At 45.4% G+C, this 17,515-nt stretch carries 16 protein-coding genes; 11 read left to right on the forward strand and 5 right to left on the reverse strand.

Annotated elements, in window-relative coordinates; genetic code table 11:
• Nucleotides 1–98 precede the first annotated feature (98 nt).
• From ACTQ16_RS08335 to ACTQ16_RS08360, 6 genes are all read left to right on the forward strand, one after another.
• The gene (locus tag ACTQ16_RS08335; protein ID WP_153123529.1) at nucleotides 99–482 is read left to right on the forward strand and encodes a TraR/DksA family transcriptional regulator; all 384 of its coding nucleotides are present in this window, start codon (nucleotides 99–101) and stop codon (nucleotides 480–482) included.
• A 3-nt stretch (nucleotides 483–485) separates the two neighbouring features.
• The gene (locus ACTQ16_RS08340) at nucleotides 486–1,214 is read left to right on the forward strand and encodes a lipoprotein signal peptidase (RefSeq protein WP_294971950.1); all 729 of its coding nucleotides are present in this window, start codon (nucleotides 486–488) and stop codon (nucleotides 1,212–1,214) included.
• A 4-nt stretch (nucleotides 1,215–1,218) separates the two neighbouring features.
• Complete coding sequence (locus tag ACTQ16_RS08345) at nucleotides 1,219–2,169, forward strand: DUF4296 domain-containing protein (protein ID WP_295346688.1); 951 nt, start codon at nucleotides 1,219–1,221, stop codon at nucleotides 2,167–2,169.
• Between the two features lie 4 nt (nucleotides 2,170–2,173).
• Complete coding sequence (locus ACTQ16_RS08350) at nucleotides 2,174–2,392, forward strand: hypothetical protein (protein ID WP_217760983.1); 219 nt, start codon at nucleotides 2,174–2,176, stop codon at nucleotides 2,390–2,392.
• Between the two features lie 54 nt (nucleotides 2,393–2,446).
• Nucleotides 2,447–3,298, forward strand: coding sequence for a carboxylating nicotinate-nucleotide diphosphorylase (gene nadC / locus ACTQ16_RS08355; RefSeq protein WP_294971946.1), 852 nt, complete (start codon nucleotides 2,447–2,449; stop codon nucleotides 3,296–3,298).
• Nucleotides 3,299–3,515: 217 nt separating this feature from the next.
• Nucleotides 3,516–5,180, forward strand: a complete 1,665-nt coding sequence (locus ACTQ16_RS08360; RefSeq protein ID WP_441933574.1) for a dipeptidase — start codon at nucleotides 3,516–3,518, stop codon at nucleotides 5,178–5,180.
• A gap of 397 nt (nucleotides 5,181–5,577) precedes the next feature.
• On the opposite strand, the gene rho is transcribed toward ACTQ16_RS08360, so the two are convergent.
• The gene (gene rho, locus ACTQ16_RS08365) at nucleotides 5,578–7,650 is read right to left on the reverse strand and encodes a transcription termination factor Rho (RefSeq protein ID WP_441936962.1); all 2,073 of its coding nucleotides are present in this window, start codon (nucleotides 7,648–7,650) and stop codon (nucleotides 5,578–5,580) included.
• Between the two features lie 199 nt (nucleotides 7,651–7,849).
• Here rho and mazG point away from each other — a divergent pair, with 199 nt between their 5' ends.
• The 5 genes from mazG (at nucleotide 7,850) to ACTQ16_RS08390 (ending at nucleotide 12,315) form a co-directional block, all read left to right on the forward strand.
• On the forward strand, nucleotides 7,850–8,740 hold the full coding sequence (gene mazG / locus ACTQ16_RS08370) for a nucleoside triphosphate pyrophosphohydrolase (protein ID WP_217760987.1): 891 nt from the start codon (nucleotides 7,850–7,852) through the stop codon (nucleotides 8,738–8,740).
• A 64-nt stretch (nucleotides 8,741–8,804) separates the two neighbouring features.
• Nucleotides 8,805–9,362 (forward strand): lipocalin family protein, encoded by a 558-nt coding sequence (locus ACTQ16_RS08375; protein ID WP_218416036.1) that lies wholly within the window; start codon nucleotides 8,805–8,807, stop codon nucleotides 9,360–9,362.
• Nucleotides 9,363–9,406: 44 nt separating this feature from the next.
• Nucleotides 9,407–10,324 carry a ribonuclease Z gene (locus tag ACTQ16_RS08380; protein ID WP_294971883.1) on the forward strand — a complete coding sequence of 306 codons (918 nt, stop codon included), beginning with the start codon at nucleotides 9,407–9,409 and terminating at the stop codon, nucleotides 10,322–10,324.
• Between the two features lie 79 nt (nucleotides 10,325–10,403).
• Nucleotides 10,404–10,958 (forward strand): RNA polymerase sigma factor, encoded by a 555-nt coding sequence (locus ACTQ16_RS08385; protein WP_294971885.1) that lies wholly within the window; start codon nucleotides 10,404–10,406, stop codon nucleotides 10,956–10,958.
• Nucleotides 10,951–12,315 carry an outer membrane beta-barrel protein gene (locus ACTQ16_RS08390; RefSeq protein WP_441936964.1) on the forward strand — a complete coding sequence of 455 codons (1,365 nt, stop codon included), beginning with the start codon at nucleotides 10,951–10,953 and terminating at the stop codon, nucleotides 12,313–12,315. Before ACTQ16_RS08385 ends, ACTQ16_RS08390 begins: the two co-directional genes overlap by 8 nt.
• 252 nt (nucleotides 12,316–12,567) lie before the next feature.
• Here ACTQ16_RS08390 and ACTQ16_RS08395 read toward each other — a convergent pair whose 3' ends face one another.
• The 4 genes from ACTQ16_RS08395 to rplU form a co-directional block, all read right to left on the reverse strand.
• Entirely contained in the window at nucleotides 12,568–14,910 is a 2,343-nt protein-coding gene (locus tag ACTQ16_RS08395) for a bifunctional dihydroorotate dehydrogenase B NAD binding subunit/NADPH-dependent glutamate synthase (protein ID WP_441936966.1), read from the reverse strand.
• A gap of 203 nt (nucleotides 14,911–15,113) precedes the next feature.
• Nucleotides 15,114–16,406, reverse strand: coding sequence for a serine--tRNA ligase (gene serS / locus ACTQ16_RS08400; protein WP_153123549.1), 1,293 nt, complete (start codon nucleotides 16,404–16,406; stop codon nucleotides 15,114–15,116).
• 343 nt (nucleotides 16,407–16,749) lie between these two features.
• On the reverse strand, nucleotides 16,750–17,040 hold the full coding sequence (gene rpmA, locus ACTQ16_RS08405) for a 50S ribosomal protein L27 (RefSeq protein WP_118116983.1): 291 nt from the start codon (nucleotides 17,038–17,040) through the stop codon (nucleotides 16,750–16,752).
• A 19-nt stretch (nucleotides 17,041–17,059) separates the two neighbouring features.
• Nucleotides 17,060–17,377, reverse strand: a complete 318-nt coding sequence (gene rplU, locus ACTQ16_RS08410; protein WP_089543391.1) for a 50S ribosomal protein L21 — start codon at nucleotides 17,375–17,377, stop codon at nucleotides 17,060–17,062.
• Between the last annotated feature and the right edge of the window lie 138 nt (nucleotides 17,378–17,515).

Below are 17,515 nucleotides of genomic sequence, written 5' to 3' on the forward strand. Positions count from 1 at the left end.
GTTGGGAGTTCGGAGTTTTACCAAAACTGCTTACTTCTAACTTCTAATACCTTAATAGCTAGACAACATTAATAATAACTTTTAACAAAAGAACATCTATGGCTAACGAAAAAGCACGTTATAGCGATGAGGATCTCGCTGAGTTCCGCGCTATCATTGAAGAGAAATTAAAGGTGGCAAAGCAGACCTACAGAGACTGTATGGCTCAGCTTAATCACTCTGATAGTAATGATGTGGTAGATACATCACCAACCTACAAGGCCCTGGAGGAGGGAAGCGAGGCACAGAGCAAGGAGGAAATCATCCAGATGGCTCAGCGCCAGCAGAAGTTTATCAAGGGATTGGAGGCTGCGTTGATTCGCATCGAGAACAAGACCTACGGTATCGACCGCGAGACAGGTGAGCTGATTCCTAAGGAGCGATTGCGTGCTGTACCTCATGCCACATTGAGTGTAGCTTCCAAGGAAGCAAGAAAACATTAATAAATGGAGAAAAATAGTAAATTACATATCGGCTGGCTCGTCACCGCAATGATGGTTGTACTTTTGGTTATCGATCAGATTATCAAGTTGTACATCAAGACCCATTTTTGCCTTGGCGAGTCTGTTCGTGTTACAGATTGGTTTTTTATAGAGTTCATAGAGAACAATGGTATGGCCTGGGGCATGACGTTTATCGGCAAGTTCTGGCTGAGTATGCTGCGCCTCACCGCCATCTGTGTTCTGTTGTGGTATTTGTGCCACATCATCAAGTCGGGAAAGCATCGGAAGCTGTATATCATCCTGGTAGCTCTGGTCACAACCGGAGCCATCGGTAATATCATCGACTCCATGTTCTACGGTCTCATCTTTACAGCAGCTTCGCCTTATTATGTATCTTATCAGGTACCTTTTGGCGAGGGTTATGCTCCTTTCCTGATGGGTAAGGTTGTAGATATGTTCCGCTTCCCATTCTTTAGCTATACCTGGCCTGAATGGGTGCCTTTCCTCGGAGGTCAGCATGGTGTCTTTTTTGATCCTGTTTTCAATCTGGCTGATGCCTGTGTCTCTGTCGGTATTATCTCTATGCTTCTTTTCTGCCGTAAGGAACTGGAAAGTCTGGGAGATGGAAAGAAGAAAGCTAAGTCTGCTGATAAAGAACAGGACATGACTGCTGAAGAAAAGAATCATGTAGAGGTTGCTAAAGAGTATAGTGCTCAAAACAAGGAGGATTAGTCGTATGAAAAAATCATTCATCTATCTGTGTTTCCTGGTTGGTATCGTATGTCTGATGGAGATGATGGCTTCATGTAAGCCGTCGCTTCCTGGTGACGTGCTTTCTAAGGGTCAGATGACAGATATTCTTTACGATTATCATTTGGCGCTGTCCATGGCGCATACCAAGGATGGTGGCGACAAGGGAGAGAGTCTGACCTATCGTGAGGCGGTTCTGAAGAAGCATGATGTTACGTCAGCTGAGTTTGACAGCTCTATGGTTTATTACATGCGACATACGGAATTGTTGAAGGATGTCTATAAAGACTTGGCTGACCGTCTGGGTAATGAGACTGAAGCGCTTGGTGGAAGTAGCCATGCTGGTGCAGATTTCAACACCTTGTCAGCTACTGGTGATACGGCTAATATCTGGAGTTATGCCCGTTCTATGGTCTTCAGTACTATTCAGCCATATAATGTCTTCAGCTTTAAGATGGAAGCTGATACCGCCTACCACAAGGGCGACTGCTTGATGCTGGATTTCGATTCCCAGTTCATCTATCAGGATGGTATTCGTGATGGTATCGCCTTGTTGGCTGTTGAATTCACCAATGATAGTGTTGCTCAGTCTATCATCCATATCTCCGGCTCCCAGCATTATTCTATGCAGATTAAGGATAATGAGAATCTTGGAATCAAGCAGGTAAAGGGATACTTTATGCTGAGTGCTGGTGGTTTCGCAACGAATGAAACTTCCGAATCTACTCTCAAGCTGATGTTCCTTGAGCATATCCGACTCATCAGAATGCATGCCAAGAAGGAAGATAAGGCGAAGGACTCTGCTTCTAAAGACAGTACCAAGGTAGATTCTCTGAAGCCTATTCCTATCGATCATGCAGCAAGACCGATACTCAACCAGCCGCTTCCTTCTCCAAATGGGAAACAGCTGCGACCGGTAGAAATGAAGGTAGAGTAGGCTGATGGAAACAAGAAGATGTGGAGCGCATGTCGTTAGCCTTCCTGATGGTACCCAGCTTCTTCAGGCCGTTGTTGAACTGGAAGATAGCAGGGTAGTCAACTATTATGAATTTCGGGATGAACTGCCGATGACGGAATGGCTAGGCGGTGAAATTCGAATCATCATAGACGAGGAAGGTATCCGACGTGCCTATTGGAAGGGGAAGAGAATTGATAATTAAGAAATCTCCCCCAAAAAAGTAAACATGAAACATTAAACAATAAACATTAATAATATGTTAAGCGTAGATCAATTAGAAGACAAGTTGATAGACTTGGCATTTGCTGAGGATATCGGTGACGGCGACCACACAACCTTGTGTTGTATCCCAGAGGACGCCATGGGTAAGAGTCATTTGCTCATCAAGGAAGATGGCGTTTTGGCTGGTGTTGAATTGGCAAAGAAAGTATTTGCCCGCTTTGACCCTACCATGAAGGTGGAGGTGTTGCTGCAGGACGGTACCCATGTCAAGAAGGGCGATATCGCCATGATTGTTGAAGGAAAGACCCGTTCTCTGCTTCAGACTGAGCGTCTCATGCTCAACATCATGCAGCGTATGAGTGGTATTGCTACCATGACCGCTAAGTATGTTAAGCGCCTCGAAGGTACCAAGACTCACATCCTCGACACCCGTAAGACCACTCCTGGTCTCCGTATGTTGGAGAAGCAGGCTGTGAAGATTGGCGGTGGTATGAACCATCGTATCGGTCTCTTCGATATGATTCTTCTCAAGGACAACCATATCGACTTCGCTGGCGGTATCGACAACGCTATCGACCGTTGCCATGCTTATCTCAAGGAGAAGGGTCTCGACCTGAAGATTGAAATCGAGGTTCGCAGCTTCGATGAGCTCGACCAGGTATTGAAGCACGGTGGTGTCAACCGTATCATGCTCGACAACTTCTCTGTGCCTGATACCAAGAAGGCTGTAGATATCATTGCTGGCAAGTATGAGACAGAGTCATCTGGCGGTATCACCTACGATACTATCCGTGACTATGCAGAGCAGGGTGTTGATTTCATCTCTGTTGGTGCCTTGACACATAGTGTAAAGGGCTTGGATATGAGCTTCAAGGCTTGTGATTAATATAAATGAATTCAAGTTTCGCAAGCTCATAAGTTAATGGAGTTAAAGGAGTTATCGCTCCCTACGGTCGCTGAGGAGTTAAGACAACAGTCTTTTTGGTGTAATTTTTTAAGCAGCAAGACATACGTCTTAACTCCTTAACTTCCTTAACTCCTTAACTTCCTTAACTCCTTTAACTTCCTGATATGCGAAAGTTCAGTAAATAAAGGTATATTTTATGAATAAGATTTTTGCTTCAGCCATGATGGCTGTAGCTATGATGGGCTGTGTCTCTGAGGCAGAGGCTTGCAGCAACTTCATTGTGGGCAAGAAGGCATCTGTGGATGGTTCCGTGATGTGTTCTTATAGTGCCGATGACTACGGTATGTTCCAGAACCTCTGCCATTATCCTGCGGCTAAGCACGCCAAGGGCGAGATGCGCAAGATTTATGACTGGGATACCAACAAGTATCATGGTGAGATTCCTGAGGCAGCCCAGACCTATAGCGTTATCGGCAATATCAACGAATGGCAGGTTACCATCGGCGAGACTACCTATGGCGGTCGTGAGGAGATGGTGGATTCTACCGGTATCATGGACTATGGTTCACTTATCTATGTAGCCTTGCAGCGCAGTAAGACAGCCCGCGAGGCTATCAAGGTGATGACCACCCTCGCCAATACGTACGGTTATAATTCAGAAGGTGAAACCTTCACCATCTGCGATCCTAACGAGGCTTGGATCATGGAGATGATGGGTAAAGGTGCCGGTTCCAAGGGTGCTGTATGGGTAGCCCTCCGTATTCCGGATGATGCAGTCTGTGCTCATGCCAACCAGAGCCGCATCGGCAAGTTCAACATGAAGGACAAGAAGAACGTGATGTATGCCAAGGACGTGGTTTCTTTTGCTCGGAGCAAGGGCTGGTTCCAGGGCAAGGATGCTGATTTCTCTTGGAAGATGGCTTATGCCAAGCCTGATTTCTCTGGCCGTCGTTTCTGCGATGCCCGTGCATGGTCTATGCTCAACCACTTCTATGACATGACTCCATATTTGGATTGGGCACTCGGCAAGAATCCTGATGCGCAGGATATGCCTCTCTGGGTGGTTCCTAACAAGAAGGTGAGCGTTCAGGATGTAGAGAATGTGATGCGCGATCATTACGAGGGTACTCCTCTTTCTGTAGCCGACGGTTCTGATATCGGTGGCGGTATCTGGGAGATGCCATATCGTCCTACACCATTGATGTACAAGGTGGATGGCAAGCAGTATTTCAACGAGCGTCCTGTCAGCACCCAGCAGAGTGGTTTCGTATTCGTAAGTCAGATGCGTTCATGGTTGCCAAGAGAGATTGGTGGCGTGTTCTGGTTTGCCAATGATGATGCCAACATGGCTGCATTCACTCCTGTATATTGCTCTATGACCGAGCGTCCTGAGTGCTACAATACTCCTGGTGCTGATGCCTTGCATTTCAGCAAGAAGAATGCTTACTGGGTATGCAACATGACCAGCAATATGGTTTATCCTCGTTACAGCCTGATGTTCCCAACCTTGAAGGAGGTTCGTGATAGCTTGGACAGCAGCTATTTCGCTGCTCAGGCAGGTGTTGAGAAGAAGGCTCAGGAGCTTTATGCCCGGAACCCACAGGCAGCTGTGAAGTATCTCAACGACTACAGTGTAGAGAAGGCTCAGCAGATGTTGGCTCGCTGGAACCAGCTTTTCGAGTTCATGGTGGTGAAGTATAATGATATGATTATCAAGCCAACCGACAAGAACGGTACTTTCGAGAAGACCCAGTATGGTTTGGGTGCTCGTCCAGCTCGTCCAGGCTATCCTGAGAAGTATGCCAAGGAATTGGTTAAGCAGTCTGGTGACAAGTTCTTGGTACCGGAAAGCGGTAAATAAGATTGATTGGTAATACAATAAAGCAAGAAGGGCAGATTCCATATTCGGAACCCGCCCTTTCTTTTTTAAAATCTCTCTCTCTGAAATATTTTGAGTCTACTTTACTTACAGAGACATACTCTATGGTTGATATCAACTACCTCTGGTATAGAATGTATAACATGCTTCAAGAACATACCCATACATACAACCATTCCTGAGAACATTACTGCTGCTAACGCTAAAGTAAACATAGTCATCATAATTTTTTCTAATCTTTTAAATTTTATTATTCGTTATTCCTTAATACGAGTGCAAAGTTAACACTTTTTTATCGGAATAACGAATATTTCTGCATGAAATGTTTATGTAACATGCATTTCTTGATTTGAGTCAATGAGACTATGCTGAGACTTTTTTATGAATTCATCGACAGCAGGAACTCGTCATTGTTGCGAGTGTTCTGCATTGACTGGTGGATGGTATTCATTGCCTCAATAGGGTTCATGTCAGAGATGTACTTGCGGAGAATCCACATACGGTCGAGTGTGGTTCTGTCTTGCAGGAGATCATCACGACGTGTAGATGAAGCCACGAGGTTGACAGCAGGGAAGATACGCTTGTTACTGAGTGAGCGGTCAAGCTGCAATTCCATGTTACCTGTACCCTTGAATTCCTCGAAGATTACTTCGTCCATCTTGCTACCTGTATCAATCAAGGCTGTTGCGATGATGGTGAGAGAGCCACCGCCTTCGATGTTACGTGCAGCACCAAAGAAGCGCTTAGGCTTCTGCAAAGCATTGGCATCAACACCACCGGTCAAAACCTTACCGGATGCTGGAGCCACTGTATTGTAAGCACGAGCCAGACGGGTGATGGAATCCAGGAAGATGACTACATCATGTCCGCACTCTACCATTCTCTTTGCCTTTTCCAGAACGATACCTGCAATCTTCACATGGCGCTCAGCAGGTTCATCGAATGTAGAGGCAATCACCTCTGCATTGACAGTGCGGGCCATGTCGGTAACCTCCTCAGGACGCTCATCAATGAGCAACATCATCAGATAGGCTTCTGGATGATTGGCTGCTATTGCATTGGCGATATCCTTCATGAGGATGGTCTTACCGGTCTTAGGCTGAGCCACAATAAGGGCACGCTGTCCCTTACCGATAGGAGAGAACAGGTCTACGATTCGTGTGCTCAGGTTGGTGGTCTTGCGGTCTCCGCAAAGATTGAACTTCTCGTCTGGGAAGAGAGGAGTAAGATGTTCAAATGGTACACGGTCTCTTACTTCTGATGGTTCACGACCGTTGATCTTTTCAATGTTTGTGAGTGGGAAGTATTTTTCACCCTCGTGTGGTGGACGAACCTGGCAGAATACAACGTCACCCGTCTTAAGACCATATCGCTTGATCTGATTGGCAGATACATAGACATCGTCTGGTGAAGAAAGGTAATTGTAGTCGCTGCTGCGCAGGAATCCATATCCATCCGGCATCACTTCAAGCACTCCGCATGATGTGACGATGCCAGAGAAATCATAGGCTGGCTCAGGAATCACTTCTACGTTAGGTGTTTCCTGTGCTGCCGCAGGATTTGCTGTATTGATTGGTCTGTCGAAGATGTCTACCAAAGGAATGGCAGTCTGGTCTTCGATAGGAATGTCTACAACGGTGATGAAGTCAGTACCATCACCAGGATCTCCTTCCCATATACCGTTTGCATTGTTGGCTGCTGCTTCTGGCTTGTATGCATCCTGATTCTCTTCAGCAGAATCGGCATCATTGTCGGTATCCGTATTCTTGTTGTTGTGTGCTTCCATTTTGGCTTGCAATTTTGCAATCAGTTCCTCTTTGTCGTTTCCTTGATTGTCCTTGTTTGCCTCATTCTGTGCAAATTGTTCTTCCGGTATGAAGGAATCATTTTGCTGGAAGTGGTTTTCTCCTGATGTGGTCGAATCGTTCTGGCTAGCTCCTGTAGAATCAGACTGCTCTGTGGTTAATGTCTCAGGAACATTCTGCTCTGAAAAGTTAAGGTTTGCCTCTACTGGAGTTCCTTGTTGCGCATCCTGTTTTTCCTGCTGTGCTTTGATGGCAGCAGCCTTGGCAGCAGCTATGGCTTCAAGCTCTGCTTTGCTCTTGCGCCCACGGTGTTTTGGGAATGCTGCCAATGGGTCTTTTGTCTCTTCCTCCAGGAGGACTTCTTCCTTCGCATTGTTCTCTGTTGGACCTGTTACTTGATGCTTTTGTACGTCAAAGTTTTCTCCATCGATACCATTTACGCTATATACTCTATCCTCTTTGCTGGAGACGATACGGGTACGCTTGCGTTTTGTTACAGCCAGAGTAGAATCCTCTGTCTGAGCATTGAAAATAGTATTGATAATCGTTTCCTTATTGTCGCCAGATTTAATCTTGACTCCAATTTGCTTAGCAATGTCCTTTAACTGAACGACACTATTTGCTGATAATTCTTCCTTGCTATACATTATTATATATTGTATATGTGAATATTGTTTCTGAGTGATTTTGACGTTTCAAGAATTGAAACATCGCTCGAAAAGTTATCTTTCGAGTGCAAAGATAATTAAAAAATTTGTTTCTGCCAAATTTTTTGCCTATCTTTGCACAAAAATAATTCGATTATCGATGATTTTATAATGAATATTTAATTTTAACTCTATAAAAGTGCATACAAAAGAAGAAAAACTAGCTGCATTCAGCAGATTGCTGGATGTTCAGGACCGACTTCGTGTTCAATGTCCTTGGGACAGAAAACAGACGTTTGAAAGTCTTCGACCTAACACCATCGAGGAGGCTTTCGAACTTTGTGATGCCCTCATGAAGCGTGATTATAAGGATATAAAGAAAGAATTGGGTGACGTCTTGGAACATGTGATGTTTTATAGCATTATTGGTCGTGAAGATGGCAAGTTTGATATTTGTGATGTCTGCAACCAGGAAGCTGACAAACTTATGTTCCGCCATCCGTTCATCAATTGGAATGAAGAGGGGGAATGGACGGTCTCTAATCCTGATATGTATATCAATGAAGCCGGACAGGTTGTGTATAAGGAGTCTGATGCTCAGGCATTGAAGGCTGGAAAACCCAAGACTGCGGCTTCCGTGGAAAAGACTTGGGAGCAGATCAAGCAGCAGGAGAAGGATGGCAATGAAAGAGTCCTGAGTGGAGTACCTAATTCTCTTCCTTCGCTTATCAAGGCTTATCGCATTCAGGACAAGGCTCGCAATGTGGGCTTTGACTGGAAGGAAAAGGAGGATGTATGGGATAAGGTGCAGGAAGAACTGGAGGAACTCAAGGTGGAATTGGCTAGGGAAGACAAGGAAAAGTCTACCCAGGAATTGGGAGATTTCCTCTTCTCTGTCATCAATGCTGCCCGTCTCTACAAACTCAATCCTGACAATGCCCTCGAAAAGACGAACCAGAAGTTTATCCGTCGCTTCAATTATGTGGAAGATCATTCCTTTAAGCAGGGCAGAAATCTGAAGGATATGAGCCTGGAAGAAATGGATCAACTCTGGAATGAAGCCAAGCAGGAAGAGCGCAAGAGTGAGTAAACGTAGATAAGCTGGGAAATCAACAGTCATGTTGAGCAATATTAATATTTAACTTAGGTAAGTTATGAAAAAGTTAGTGTATATAGCGATAGCTTTGGTAGTCATGTTTGCTGCCAATAGCTGTAAGGAAAAGAAGGAGACTTCTGTTATCAGTACCAATGACTCTGTTGAAGTAGAGGAGATGAATGATTCTACGATATATGGTGTGTGCGGAGAAGGTACATCCATGCACAGTCTGGAACTGTGTTCTGATGAGGGTGATACGCTTTCTGTCTTTATTGATGACGCTGACCCTTCTATTGTTCAGGGAGGATTGATGGCTGGCGACCGTATTGCCCTTTTGGCTTATAAGGCACAGGATGGGGAGATGGTTGCCAGGAAGATTATCAATCTTACTTCTTTGTTGGGTAAGTGGATTTCTCTGGATAAGAATTTCGACCTTCTGGAAGGTGGTGTGGTGAAGAATAATGTCAAGGCTGAAACCAACCCTTGGACTTCCTGGAAAATCCTGAATGGTAAGCTGCTTTTGAATAAGGACACCTTTGATATCGATAATTTGGGTCCTGACAGTTTGCTGTTGGAGAATCATCAGGGTATCTTCGTCTTTAAGCGTCAGGAATAGTTGCCTGGTGAATCAGGAACGGTGTAAGATGAATAATTTTGCTAATGGAACCTTTTAAGATACATATTCTGGGTTGTGGCAGTGCACTGCCTACCCTCAAACATAACGCTTCCTCTCAACTCATAGAGATGAGAGGCAAGTGCTTCATGGTGGATTGCGGTGAAGGAGCGCAGATGCAGTTCCGTCGCTCTCACATCCATTTCTCCAAACTGAATGCCATCTTTATCAGTCATATGCATGGCGACCACTGTTTCGGTTTGATGGGATTGTTGTCTACGCTTGGAATGCTCGGACGTACTTCCAAGTTGAGAATTTATGCTCCCAAGGATTATGAACCTCTCTTCAGGCAGCAGGTTGAATTCTTCATGCAGACGATGGAGTATGAGATGGAAATGATTCCCGTTGATACAGAGAAGCAGCAGGTCATATATGAGGACCACTCTCTTACCGTTGAAACTGTACCTTTGCAGCATCGTGTGCCTTGTTGTGGATTCATCTTCCGTGAGAAACCTACCTTGCCACATATCCGTCGTGATATGATAGACTATTATGGCATTCCTGTCAGTCAGATCAACAATATCAAGAATGGTGCTGATTGGACGAATGAGGATGGTGATGTTATCCCGAATGCCCGACTCGTTCAGCCTGCTGATTCGCCTCGTAGTTATGCTTACTGCAGTGATACTCGTTTTGTGCCTGGTTTGAAAGAGAAGGTGAAAGGCGTTACTGTGTTATATCATGAGAGTACCTATACATCGGATCAGGAAGATCGTGCCAAGATATATTATCATAGTACGGCGCGCCAGGCTGCTACCATAGCAGCAGGAGCGGGTGTGGGTACCTTGCTTCTGGGACATTATAGTGCGAGATATAATGACGAACAGGTCTTGCTGCAAGAGGCCAAGGCGGTGTTTGAACACTCTATACTCTCTCAGGAGGGAATGGTTTTTGATGTCGTTTGATAAGTTTTTCAAAAAAAGTTCATGATTTGATGCAAGGATTTTCATATCTTTCGTTTGATTTAAAAAAGAGAAAATAAAAGTGGAATCTGAGAAGGAGCTTTTGGACGATATTTTTCGTGGCAGCCGGGATGCTATGCATCGGTTGTACGAACGGTATGTAGGGCATGCCATGGCGGTTGCGCTGAGGTATGCCCCTTTGCGCGAAGATGCCGAGGATGTTGTCCAGGACAGCTTCATCAAGGTTTTTGCTGCAATTCCGAATTTTCAGTATAGAGGTGAAGGGTCATTGAAGGGGTGGTTGCTTCGTATTGTTGTAAATGAGGCGATTACTTGTGTTCGGCAGAAAAGTAAACTTACGCTGGTGGAAGAATTTCCGGATGAGCCTTTGGAAGAGGAACCGCCTGTAGAAAAGATACCACCTGCTGAGCTGACTAAAATGATAGGAGAACTGCCTGATGGCTATAGATTAGTACTTAATATGTATGTCTTCGAACAGTTGAGTCATAAGGAGATAGCCCTGCGGTTAGGCATTAAGGAAAGTAGTTCGGCATCGCAGTATCTGAGAGCTAAGAAACTCTTGGCAAGAAAAATTAATGATTATCTGAGTAAATTAAACGAGAAAGAATATGAGTAATAATGATTGGACAAACAAACTTCGAGATCAGTTGGCAGACTATCAAGAGCCTGTCAGCCGTGACTTGTGGGCGGGTATTGAACAATCGCTTGCTCAGAAGACGGGACATCAAGAGGTATCTAAACATGGTAAAATAATCCATATAAACACTTGGAAACGTTGGTCTGCTGCTGCGGCTGTGGCTTTGTTGGGAGTAGGAGGTAGTTATGTCTACTTCCATCAGGAGGAAGACAAACTTGCCAGTTCGCAATTGGCAATGGCAACAGATAAAGCATCTGCATCTGCGGTTGCAGAGCATTCGCATCCTATGGGTAAGACATTGGAAAATGGAGCTGGAAATCCGCTTGATTCCAGAGATGACAATGTAGGGTTGGGGATGAAAAGGAATCCAAAGCAAACCGTAGAAGGTAAAAATGCTGGAAGACAGCTTTTGGCTGATCAAACGGTTCTTTTGGCTTCTGCTTCCGAGAATGAAGTGATGCCAGCTTCGGAGAATGAATTGATGGTAGCATCTGTTGATTCTCAGCCAGTCTCATCTGCAGAAGAGAAAACTGAATCAACTCTTCAGCAGGATTCTCCGGCCCGGCAGACTCAAAAGGCAAAGTCTATTGATAACCTCTTTGCGAATGCCGTAGTGGCTGATGCTTATCAATTCTCTCATCATGAAGAGACTGTTGGCTGGTCAATGAAGCTCTATGCAGAAAATCTGAGTCCGAACTTGGGATTGTCTACTTCTGATGATTCCTATGCGAGTTCTGGTGTTTTGGCAGACCCTATGCCGGGTGTTGTTCCTGATCCAACAGTAGGAGGTGTGAATGATATCGATTATCTGATGGCATCCTATAAGGTGGTTCAGAAAACCCATAAAGGCGAAGCCAAGCATCATGCTCCTGTCTCTGTAGGATTGCAGGTGGCATTTGGTATTGCTCCACGTCTGTCGTTGAGTTCGGGTTTCGTGTATACCCGTACCTCCTCCGACTTTTATCCGTATGCACCTCATAACAATTATAATGTCCATCAGGTGCTTCACTATGTGGGCATTCCGGTAGGTTTGAACTATGAGTTATGGAAGAGTGGAGGATTCCATGCCTATGTGATGGCTGGTGCTGAGGCTGACTTGAATGTGAAGAATGATACGGAAGAGGAGGGAGTAAAGAAAGAGAATGCCAAACGTGATAGAGTGCAGTTCTCAGGAAAGGCTTCGCTCGGAGCACAATATGATATCACGCCAAATGTAGGCTTGTATATTGAGCCGGGTGCTAAATATTACATTGACAATGGCAGCGAGATTGAAAACACTTTCAAGGATAAGAAACTGAACTTCAATTTTCAGTTTGGTTTGAGATTCAATCTTTAAAACATAAATAGAAAAGAGGGTGTGTCATAAGTTCATGATGCACCCTCTTTTTCTTTTATATCTTATAGATATGTTTTCGGAAAAGATAGTCAATGTTTGTGAGAAAGTTAGTATCTCTGGCCGCACAACAGCTGTTGTGCGCTCGCATATCAGCTGTTGTGCGCTCGCACACCAACTGATGTGCATGCGGTAGTCAACTGTTATGCGCCAACTTTTATCTAGACTTATAACACGCTATCTTTTGCTTGTTTATCATTTCAAGAGTCTTTCACTCATATTCAGTGCAGCCTTTCTACCGTCACCCATGGCAAGAATTACTGTAGCACCACCACGGACGATATCACCACCAGCGTAGATTTCTTTGATGGAACTCTGCATCTGCTCGTTTACGGCGATAGTGTTCTTTCTGCCGAGCTCCAATCCTTCAATACTCTGAGGAACAAGAGGGTTAGGACTTACACCCACTGCAACAATCACCTGGTCGCATTCCAATGTCACGGTCTCGCCTGTAGCTTCCGGACGACGGCGACCGCTGGCATCAGGTTCTCCCAGCTGCATGACGTCGAGGACAACAGACTTCACAGCGCCCTTCTCGTCAGCTTCATACTCCTTAGGATTATGGAGAGTCATGAAGTTGATGCCTTCTTCCTTGGCATGCTTGACTTCCTCAAGACGGGCAGGCATCTCTGCTTCAGAACGGCGATAAACCAATGTTACCTCAGCTCCCAGACGCTTGGCTGTACGGCAACTGTCCATCGCAGTGTTTCCTCCGCCCACAACAACTACCTTCTTACCCAGGTTGATAGGGGTATCGGTATGAGGATTGGCGGCATCCATCAGGTTTACACGGGTAAGATACTCGTTAGAAGACATGATGTTCAAGGCATTCTCACCAGGGATATTCATGAAGTTAGGCAAGCCTGCTCCCGAACCCACAAAGATGCCCTTAAATCCCTGTTTTTCCAGGTCTTTTACAGAGATGGTCTTGCCTACGATGCAGTCGGTGATGAATTTCACGCCCATCTTCTGAAGATTCTCAATCTCTACGTCTACGATGGCATTAGGCAATCGGAACTCTGGGATACCATATTTCAATACACCACCTATCTCGTGCAGAGCCTCGAATACGGTGACTTCGAATCCCTTCTTTGCCATATCGCCAGCAAAGCTCAGACCGGAAGGACCTGAACCGATAACGGCAACTTTGATTCCGTTGGCTTCATCGCATTGAGGAACTGAAATGTTGCCACTCTGACGTTCATAGTCGGCTGCAAAACGCTCCAGATATCCGATAGCCACTGCCGGCTCGTTCATCTTGAGATGCACACACTTGCTTTCACACTGTTTCTCCTGTGGGCAGACACGTCCGCAGACAGCAGGTAGGGCAGAGGTGTTCTTCAGAACCTTTGCAGCAGCCAGGAACTGACCGCGCTCAATATTCTTGATGAATGAAGGAATGTTGATGCTTACCGGACAGCCTTCCATACAGGTAGGCTTAGGACAGTCGAGGCAGCGCTTTGCCTCGGTCAATGCCATCTCCTTGGTCAGACCGATGTTCACCTCTTCTGTACGGGTAGTTGCACGATATACTGGGTCGAGTTCCGGCATCTTCACACGCTCGATAGCCGTACGTTCCTTGGCTTTCATGGAAGCACGCAATTCCTTTCGCCACTCGGCGTTGCGGTCTGTCAGCTCTTCGATGGATGCATCTGTTGGCTCTACGTCCATTGTTATGTCTGTGGTCTCCTTGTTCTTTTCGGCATCTATGGTAGCCAGATGTTCCTCGAAGTGTTCCATCTCCTCGCGCTCTACGTCCTTGAAGGTTCCCATGCGCTTGAACATCTCGTCCCAGTCTACCTGGGCGCCGTCAAACTCAGGACCGTCGATGCAGACAAACTTGGTCTTGCCACCGATGGTCAGGCGGCAGGCACCGCACATACCGGTTCCATCCACCATGATGGTATTGAGCGAAACGTCTGTGGAAAGATTATATTTCTGGGTCAGGAGACAGCAGAACTTCATCATGATAGGAGGACCGATGGCGAAAACCTTATCGATATGCTCCTGATTGATAAACTTCTCGATTCCTACGGTTACAACACCCTTCTCGCCGTAGCTTCCGTCATCGGTCATGATGATGAGCTCATCGCTAGATGCACGCACTTCATCTTCCATAATCACGAGGTCTTTGTTCCTACCCGCAATTACGGAAAGGACTCTGTTTCCTGCGGCTTTCAGCGCCTTGATAATAGGGAGCATAGGAGCTACGCCTACACCACCTCCGGCACAAATGACTGTTCCGAAGTTCTCGATATGTGTAGGATTTCCAAGTGGTCCCACCACATCGTGAATTTCATCACCTTCATTTAGGGCACAGAGTTTGGTAGATGAAAGACCTACCTTCTGCACAACCAGTGTGATGGTTCCTTTCTCAATGTCAGCATCAGCGATGGTCAGCGGCATACGCTCGCTGTTGTTGTCTACACGGATGATAACAAAGTTACCTGCCTTTCGGCTCTTGGCTATAAGCGGTGCTTCTACATCGAAGCGGAATACTTTCTCTGAGTATTGTTCTTTCTTGATAATCTTGTTCATGGGCTATTAAATTTCTTAATGCTGATATAGTAATATTTCTGGTTCGCTGTTTAGAGTTTGCTTCATGGTACATAAAAATGCAAAAGGATAACATCGGCTACCTTTGTGGCAGTCGAAGTTATCCTCGTACAATATATGTTATTTTTGTTTTTCGAATGTTTTGTATAATCGAGAAAAACAGAAAGTCTTACCGATACTTCAAATTAATCGAAATTTTTGTCATCAAGCATCTCGAATCCGCAGTAAGGAACCAATACCTTAGGCACGCGGATACCCTCTGGTGTCTGGTTGTTCTCCAGGATGGTTGCAACGATACGTGGCAAGGCGAGAGCAGAACCGTTCAAGGTGTGGCAAAGTTCAATCTTCTTGTCCTCTGCATGGCGATAGCGGCAGTGGAGACGGTTTGCCTGATAGCTCTCGAAGTTAGATACTGATGAAACCTCCAACCAGCGACCCTGAGCTGCACTCCAGGTCTCGAAGTCGTAGCAGATAGAAGAGGTGAAGCTCATATCACCACCGCAGAGACGGAGAATGTGGTATGGCAACTCCAGTTTCTTCAGCAGCCCCTCTACGTGGTCGAGCATCTCGTTCAGACTCTCGTAAGAGTGACCTGGCTTATCGATGCGTACAATCTCTACCTTGTCAAACTGGTGCAAGCGGTTCAAGCCGCGAACATCCTTACCGTAGCTACCAGCCTCACGACGGAAGCAGGCAGAGTAAGCACAGCGCTTGATAGGGAGATCCTTCTCGTCAAGGATGACATCACGGAAGATGTTGGTTACAGGAACCTCAGCAGTAGGGATGAGGAAGAGGTTGTCGAGATTCGCGTGATACATCTGACCCTCCTTGTCTGGCAACTGACCTGTGCCACGACCAGAATCCTCGTTTACTACATAAGGAGGCTGAATCTCAAGATATCCGCTCTTACGAGCCTCATCGAGGAAGAATGCCTCAAGCGCACGCTGGAAGCGAGCCATCTTACCGATATATACAGGGAAGCCGGCACCGGTAATCTTCACACCGAGGTCGAAATCCACGAGGTTGTACTTCTTCAGGAGATCCCAATGGCAGAGAGCATCCTCGCCGAGGTTTGGCTTTTCGCCACCTTCTTTTACGACCACGTTGTCAGCCGCATCCTTACCCTCAGGAACCAGTTCGCAAGGGATGTTAGGGATTTCGAGCAACTGATTGGTCATATCGTTCTGTGCTTTCTCCATGATCTCTTCCAGAGCCTTAGCGTCAGCCTTGAGCATAGCTACCTGAGCCTTTGCGCTCTCAGCTTCCTCTTTCTTACCTTCCTTCATAAGGGCACCAATCTGCTTGGCAAACTGGTTAGCCTGCTGCTTGTTGTTATCCAGCTTCTGCTGAGCTTCACGACGAATCTTGTCGTACTCCAAAACTTTCTCTACGGCCTCACGAGCATTTGGAAAATGCTTCTTTTCAAGACCTTTAACTACACGTTCAGTTTCTTCACTGATGAGTTTAAGTGTAAGCATATAATGTCTTTTTATTTAATTATTTACTATTTGTAGGCAAAAGTACAAAAAATATTTGTGATAACGCAAAAAAATGCTGACTTTTTTACAGGGAAGGGTAGAATTAAAGTTTTTTTGTGGTTTTACAGGGTTAAGGAGCTTAGAAAGGGGTGAGGTGTAAACTTCTTAGAATATAGATAAGGCACGGATTACACGGATTACACGGACTTATGGCGCTAATATAAGTAAAACGATTATCATCTCTCATAAAATAAAAACTTATATAAACGAAGAAAGCCTGCTCTAGGTATGAGCAGGCTTCTATGTTGTTTGTTTGGAATAGTTTTTTCTAAAACTTTAAAAATTAAGCGTCAGCTTTTTTGGTCTTCTCAGCGTAAACCTCTGGAGAGAGAACAGAAACTGTACTCTTGTCCTTGCGGCCCTTGTGGAAGTAAACGATACCGTCTGTCAAAGCATACAATGTATCATCCTTACCCTGAGCTACATTCTCACCTGGGAAATGCTTGTTACCACGCTGGCGAACAATAATGTTACCTGCGATGATGCTCTGACCACCCCAGATCTTAACGCCTAATCTTTGTGAAGCTGATTCACGGCCGTTCTTAGAACTACCAACACCTTTCTTATGTGCCATTTTCTAATTCCTCCTAATTTTAAGCGATTACAGATTTGATTGATACTTCAGTGAACTGAGCACGATGACCGTTCTTCTTGCGATAGTCCTTGCGGCGCTTCATCTTGAAGACGATTACCTTGTCACCCTTTACGAGTGGGTTCACTACTTCTACTACTACTTTTGCACCCTCTACAGCTGGTGCACCGACAGTGATTGCGCCGTCTTTGTCAACGAGCAAAACCTTGTCGAACTCAACAGTCTGACCTGCCTCAACATCCTTGATGTGATGTACGAAGAGCTTCTTGCCCTCCTCAGCCTTGAACTGCTGACCGTTAATTTCTACAATTGCGTACATTTAATTATTTATATAAACGGGTTTTTCCGCGAGGCGTCCTGCTTCGTGCCGGATCTTGACCGAGCCCCAACGAACTAAACTTTTCTGTAACATTTGCCCAATCCATGAGCATTCGGAGTGCAAAATTACAAATTATCT

Source organism: Prevotella sp. LCP21S3_D2, from assembly GCF_052118345.1.
In the GTDB taxonomy this organism is placed as follows: Bacteria; Bacteroidota; Bacteroidia; order Bacteroidales; family Bacteroidaceae; genus Prevotella.